This window comes from Streptomyces sp. NPDC001156, assembly GCF_053598275.1.
The window spans coordinates 1-5013 of sequence record NZ_JBSFJX010000357.1; the positions used below are offsets into that span (position 1 = coordinate 1).

At 68.2% G+C, this 5013-nt stretch carries 5 protein-coding genes and 2 pseudogenes; 5 read left to right on the forward strand and 2 right to left on the reverse strand.

Annotation, left to right across the window (positions count from 1 at the left end; translation table 11 throughout):
* Positions 1-70 precede the first annotated feature (70 nt).
* Positions 71-961: an IS3 family transposase gene (locus tag ACWDA7_RS50175; protein WP_450614557.1), complete on the reverse strand. Its 891-nt coding sequence runs from the start codon at positions 959-961 to the stop codon at positions 71-73.
* A 146-nt stretch (positions 962-1107) separates the two neighbouring features.
* Between ACWDA7_RS50175 and ACWDA7_RS50180 the strand changes: the two genes are divergently transcribed.
* Together ACWDA7_RS50180 and ACWDA7_RS50185 are read left to right on the forward strand one after the other, a co-directional pair.
* Positions 1108-1365: a toxin-antitoxin system HicB family antitoxin gene (locus ACWDA7_RS50180; protein WP_450614559.1), complete on the forward strand. Its 258-nt coding sequence runs from the start codon at positions 1108-1110 to the stop codon at positions 1363-1365.
* Positions 1362-1613: a hypothetical protein gene (locus ACWDA7_RS50185; RefSeq protein ID WP_450614561.1), complete on the forward strand. Its 252-nt coding sequence runs from the start codon at positions 1362-1364 to the stop codon at positions 1611-1613. The genes ACWDA7_RS50180 and ACWDA7_RS50185 overlap by 4 nt, the downstream gene beginning before the upstream one ends.
* Positions 1614-2050: 437 nt before the next feature.
* Here ACWDA7_RS50185 and ACWDA7_RS50190 read toward each other — a convergent pair whose 3' ends face one another.
* Positions 2051-2458, reverse strand: a complete 408-nt coding sequence (locus ACWDA7_RS50190; RefSeq protein WP_450614563.1) for a hypothetical protein — start codon at positions 2456-2458, stop codon at positions 2051-2053.
* A 74-nt stretch (positions 2459-2532) separates the two neighbouring features.
* Here ACWDA7_RS50190 and ACWDA7_RS50195 point away from each other — a divergent pair.
* The 3 genes and pseudogenes from ACWDA7_RS50195 to ACWDA7_RS50205 all read left to right on the forward strand — a co-directional run.
* Positions 2533-3752 (forward strand): IS3 family transposase gene (locus ACWDA7_RS50195; RefSeq protein ID WP_450614565.1). Its coding sequence is split into 2 segments (ribosomal slippage): positions 2533-2788 and positions 2788-3752, totalling 1221 coding nucleotides; the frame shifts between segments, so codons are not numbered across the junction.
* Positions 3749-4045: pseudogene (locus ACWDA7_RS50200) on the forward strand (pyridoxamine 5'-phosphate oxidase family protein); the annotation flags it as partial. The gene ACWDA7_RS50195 and the pseudogene ACWDA7_RS50200, both read left to right, overlap by 4 nt.
* A gap of 162 nt (positions 4046-4207) precedes the next feature.
* Positions 4208-4954, forward strand: a pseudogene (locus tag ACWDA7_RS50205) (IS200/IS605 family accessory protein TnpB-related protein); the annotation flags it as partial.
* Positions 4955-5013: the final 59 nt, after the last annotated feature.

Here is a 5013-nt window from a genome sequence, read left to right on the forward strand (position 1 = left end):
CCTTGCCTCAGCAACAAGTTGATCTATCAGGACGTCCCGTTGCGTCATTCACCAGGGCTTGACCTGCACCTCAACACTCAAACGCAACGGTGTTGATTGGTGCACTCATCCCGCACAGAGCGTATGAACGTTCCCCGTGCGGGTTGCAGTTGGGGCTGCGTGGAGGGGCCTTGGCCACGGTGATGCCTTCGCTGGCGAAGACGGCATTGAACGCGGCGATGAACTTCGCATCCCGGTCCCGAATGAGGTGGGTGAAGTCGGTGGCGCGATCACCGAGCTGCCACAGGAGTTGACGGGCTTGCTGGGCGGTCCAGGCCGCGGTGGGGTGGGCGGTGACGCCGAGGATGTACACGGTACGGGTGCGCACTTCCATGACGAACAGCGCGTACAGCCGCTGCAAGTCGATAGTGTCCGCATGGAACAGATCAGCGGCGAGCAGCCCGTGCGCGTGGGCCTTGAGGAAAGCAGTCCACTCGCCGCGTGCCGGATGGCGCCGAGGTGCGGATCCGAGGCCAGCGGCGCGCAGGACCCGGCGCACCGTGGCCGGGCTGACCTTGTGGCCGAGTCGGCGCAGCTCGCCGTGCACTCGGCGGAACCCCCACCGCGGGTTCTCAGTGCCGAGCCGGGTGATCAGCTCGCGCAACTCCTCGGACACGGGCGGGCGCCCCGGGGACGACGGCTGCGTCCACTTGTGCTTGATCAGCCGCCGGTGCCAGGCGAGGAGGGTGCGCGGGGAGACGATCCGGTGGGCGCGCAGTGGCCGGTGCAGCAGTTGGGCGAGGGCGGCGAGTAGGGCGCGGTCTGCCCAGCGAGGTTTCGGGGCGGCGACCTGGCGGCGCAGGACCGCCACCTCGTGCCGCAAGATCAGCATTTCGGCGTCCTTGGCGGCGGAGGAACGGGAGAGCAGGAACAGCCACGCGAAGATCCGCGTGGCGCACAGGTAGAGCAGTCGCACGAGCATATGCACCCAGAGTGCCCTATCAGCGTCCACGGCCATCGTCACTGGTCAGAGCCGGTGCAGATATTCTGGAGCGGTACGGGCGCCGAGTACGACGGATTGCATTGACGCCGTGGTGCCCCAGCTAGCAAATCGCTAGCATGAGTGCTATGGCCACCACTCAGCTCAACACGCGCGTCCCGAAGGAGTTGGCCGACAAGGTCCGCGCCTCCGCGCAACGCGCCGGCATGTCCATCAACGACTACGTCACGGAAGTCCTCGCCGCCGACCAGGCCGCCGCGGACGGCACTGATGAGATGCGGGAGGCCCGCGCCCGCATGCACGCCGCCGTCGCCTACCGAAAGTGGCTTGAAGGCGGACGCCGCGAAGACGGCGCCATGAGCATGGATGAGGTCTTCGGCGAGTGACGGCGATCCCCGCGCGGTTCGCCGCACACGTCGGCGAGACCATCAAGAACCTGCCCGGCCCCGACAAGGAAGAGCTGCACGACGCCGTGATCCGCGCGTGCAACGACCCGTGGTCGTGGCCGCAGGCCGACAAGTACGACGGTATGGATGAGGCGGTGCGCGTCATCACGACGCGCACCGCCATCGTCCACTACGTGATCATCCCGGGCCCCGACCCTCACCTGTGGGTGTTCGCCATCACTGTCTGACCTCCGCCACGGACGTCTTGTCCCGCAGCAGCGCCAGCACCGCATCCCCGTCGGCGGTGGGCTGCCGGTCACGCCAGGGTGATGCGCATACCTCCCTCGATCAGGGCTTCGAGGACCTCGGCAGACAGGTCGTGCACTCTGGCCGTCCGGTGCAACGACGCCCGCCGCCACGCATGACGCCACCTTGAGAGCTTCATTTCGTCGGTAGCCCCGGTTTCCAGACGCGTCCGGCAACGGCCCAAGGGCAGGGGTCAGCGTGCCTGCCTGGGGCTGCGTCCGCCCCGTCCACGCGAGCGCGATCCACGGCGTGACCGCCGCCGCACCCCCTCTCCCCCGCCGTCAGCGCCGATGCCGGCGCCTTGCGAGGAGAAGCCGCCCGGAACGCTTGCGGGATGAGGGGCGGCAGGCTGCGCGGCGGGTGGGGTGGCGGGCCGGGTTCACGGGGCGCGGGCGAGGACGGTGGTGTGCGTCATCAGCGGGGCGCAGGTGGCACACACTTCTGCGAGGGTCCACACCTGGCCCACGCTGGGGTCGTGGCGCAGGACCAGGACGACCGCACCCGTGCACTGGGGGACCTTGGCTGCCGGGTGCGCGGAGCACTGCTGGGCCCGGCAGTGACAGGCGGCGTTGGGTCGCACGGTAGCCGTTTTGGCGTGCGCGGCAGCGTGCTGGGCGGCGAAGGCGCGCAGCGCCGCAAGGTCCCTCGAGCGGGGCGGCATCCGGCACCCGGCGGTGCTGCAGGTGACGATCGCCGTGCGGTCGGCGTGGCCGGTGAGCCTGATCGTCCAGGACCGTCCGGGGAGGCGCGCGGCGGTGGATGCTTCGCTGTACGCGGTCGTGGTCACAGGGCTCCGTGAGGTGACTCCCGTGGTGTGGACACTCTGACAATGGATCTTGTGGTCCGAGGAAGGGTGTCCTGGTGGGACGTAAGTCTCCGTATCCGGCGGAGTTCAGGAATGATGCGGTGGCGTTGTACCGCGCGGCGGGCGGGAAGCGCACGTATGCGGCGGTCGCGGCGGATGTCGGGGTGACCGGCGAGACACTGCGCAGTTGGGTGCGGCAGGCCGACGAACTGGCCGGCCGCAGCAACCGCGACGAGCAGGCCACCGCCGAAAGCAGGGATGAGGAACTGGCCCGGCTGCGAGCGGAGAACGGCCGGCTGCGCAAGGCCGAGAAGGAGTGAGAACTCGAGCGGGAGATCCTGCGCCGGGCGGCCCAATATTTCGCGAAGGAGATGAGGGCATGACCCTCCGCTGGGACTTCATCTCCACCTATCGCACCGACTTCGGTGTCCAGCGGATGTGCCGGGTCCTTCAGGTCTCGCGCTCTGGCTTCTACCGGTGGATCGCCGGCGCGAAGGCCCGCGAGGTCCGGCAGGACGCCGAGGCGGCCCTGGTCGCGGAGATCCGCGAGATCCACACCGAGCACAAGGGCACGTACGGAGTGCGGCGTGTGCACGCCGAGCTGCGGGGCTTCGGGCACACCGTGAACCGCAAGCGCGTCGAGCGCCTCATGCGCAAGCACGGCCTTCAGGGCCTGCATCTGCGGCGCCGCAAACGCACCACCGTCCCGGACCGGCTCGCACCACCTGCCCCCGACCTCGTCCAACGCGACTTCCACGCTCGGCAGTTGAATGAGAAGTGGTGCGGCGACATCACATACGTGCAGGTCGGCGGCACCTGGCTGTATCTCGCCTGCGTCCTGGACGTCTGCTCACGCCGGGTACTGGGCTGGTCGATGGCCACCCACATGCGCACCGAACTGGTCACCGACGCCCTCAAGATGGCCGTGGCCACCCGCGGTGGCAGCGTGGACGGGGTGATCTTCCATGCGGACCGCGGCTCGCAGTACACCTCTGCCGCGTTCGCGCAGGTCTGTGACGGCTTCACGATCCGCAGGAGCATGGGCCGAGTCGGCTCGAGTTACGACAATGCCCTCGCCGAGAGTTTCTGGCAGGGACTCAAGAGGGAGACGATGCACCAGAGGCTGTTCTCGACGGTGCGTCAGGCGCGACTGGAGATCTTCCAGTGGCTCACGTACTACAACGCCCGCAGGCGTCACAGCTCCCTCAACTACCTCTCGCCTGTGGAGTTCGAACAGCAGCACCTGCGAGCAGCTAAACTGTCACTCACGGCATGAGCCGCTGTGTCCACACTCCGAGGGACGCCTCAGCTCACCCTGATCACGGGCCGCACCAGGTGCCGCTGTGGTTCTTGTGGGATGGGCGAGCAGTGTGGATGTGCACCAGCGCCACATCCGTTGCTGCGCGGAACGTCCGCAAAGAGCCGCGTGTGCGCCTGGCGCTACCGGACACCTTCGACGTGGTGCTCCTCCAGGGTGAGGCGGAGTGCTTCCCGGACCAGGAGGTGCCCGGAGGCGCAGCGGAGGCGTTCGCCGACAAGTTCGGGTGGGACCCACGCGTGGAAGAGGGTTGGGAGCTGTTCGGTTTCGGATGTGCAGGAGTGTGTGTGAGTGTGCACGAGCATGTACTTGTTCGTGGTGTTGCAGCGCGCACGACGCATGGCGGGCACTGTCAGTGCCGGCCTGTACCGTTCTTCCTGTTGCTGATCAAGCGTTGGGGAGGGGGCACATCGATGCGAGGTGAGTCGCTGCGCACGATCGCTGCCCCCTTCGTGGCCGTCGGCCCGTCCGGCGTGGCGATCCGCACCCGCATCAAGGGCCTCACACCGGACGACGAGCAGGTGTTACGTCTGGTCGGCGCACATCTGGGGTCGCTGGCCTCGAGGGATCTCAAACGCCGGTGCGCCGAGGGCCTGGAGCACTCCGCGGATACATGGGCCAGGCGCAAGCGGGCCCTGACCGACACGTCGTCCTCGCGATGGGCCGGTTCGATCACGAAGGCCACCCACGATCAGTGGGCGCTGGCGCGGCGTGCCCAGCTCGCGCACATCCGCAGCCTTGAGGCCGGCATCAAGACGATCGCGCACCGGTTGTCGCTGCCGGTGGGCGAGAAGGGCTCGAAGCGGGCTCCGGGCGGATACCGCACCCGGCAGGAGTGGTTCCAAAAGACCCGGCGACTGCATCTGCTGAAGGATCGGCTGGAGCGGGAGCGGGCCGATCACGAGGTGGGGCGGGTGCGGGTGGTGCGGGGCGGCAAACGCCTGCTCAACACCCGACACCACCTCGACGCGGCGCAGCTCACCAGGCACGCATGGCGACAGCGCTGGGAGGCTGAACGCTGGTTCCTGCAGGCGGACGGCGAATCGGGCAAGCGGTTCGGCAATGAGACGATCCGCGTCACGCCCGACGGCGAAGTGTCACTGAAGCTGCCTGCCCCGCTTGCGCACCTGGCGAACGCCCCGCACGGCCGGTACGTCCTCGCCTAATGGGACTTGCCGGGTCGGAGAGACTCGGTGCCGTAGCCGCCAGCAGGTGAGCA

Bases quoted from the DNA above. Each gene is read 5' to 3' on its own strand.
- ACWDA7_RS50175 (WP_450614557.1), bottom strand. From the start codon at position 961: ATGCTCGTGCGACTGCTCTACCTGTGCGCCACGCGGATCTTCGCGTGG.
- ACWDA7_RS50180 (WP_450614559.1), top strand. From the start codon at position 1,108: ATGGCCACCACTCAGCTCAACACGCGCGTCCCGAAGGAGTTGGCCGAC.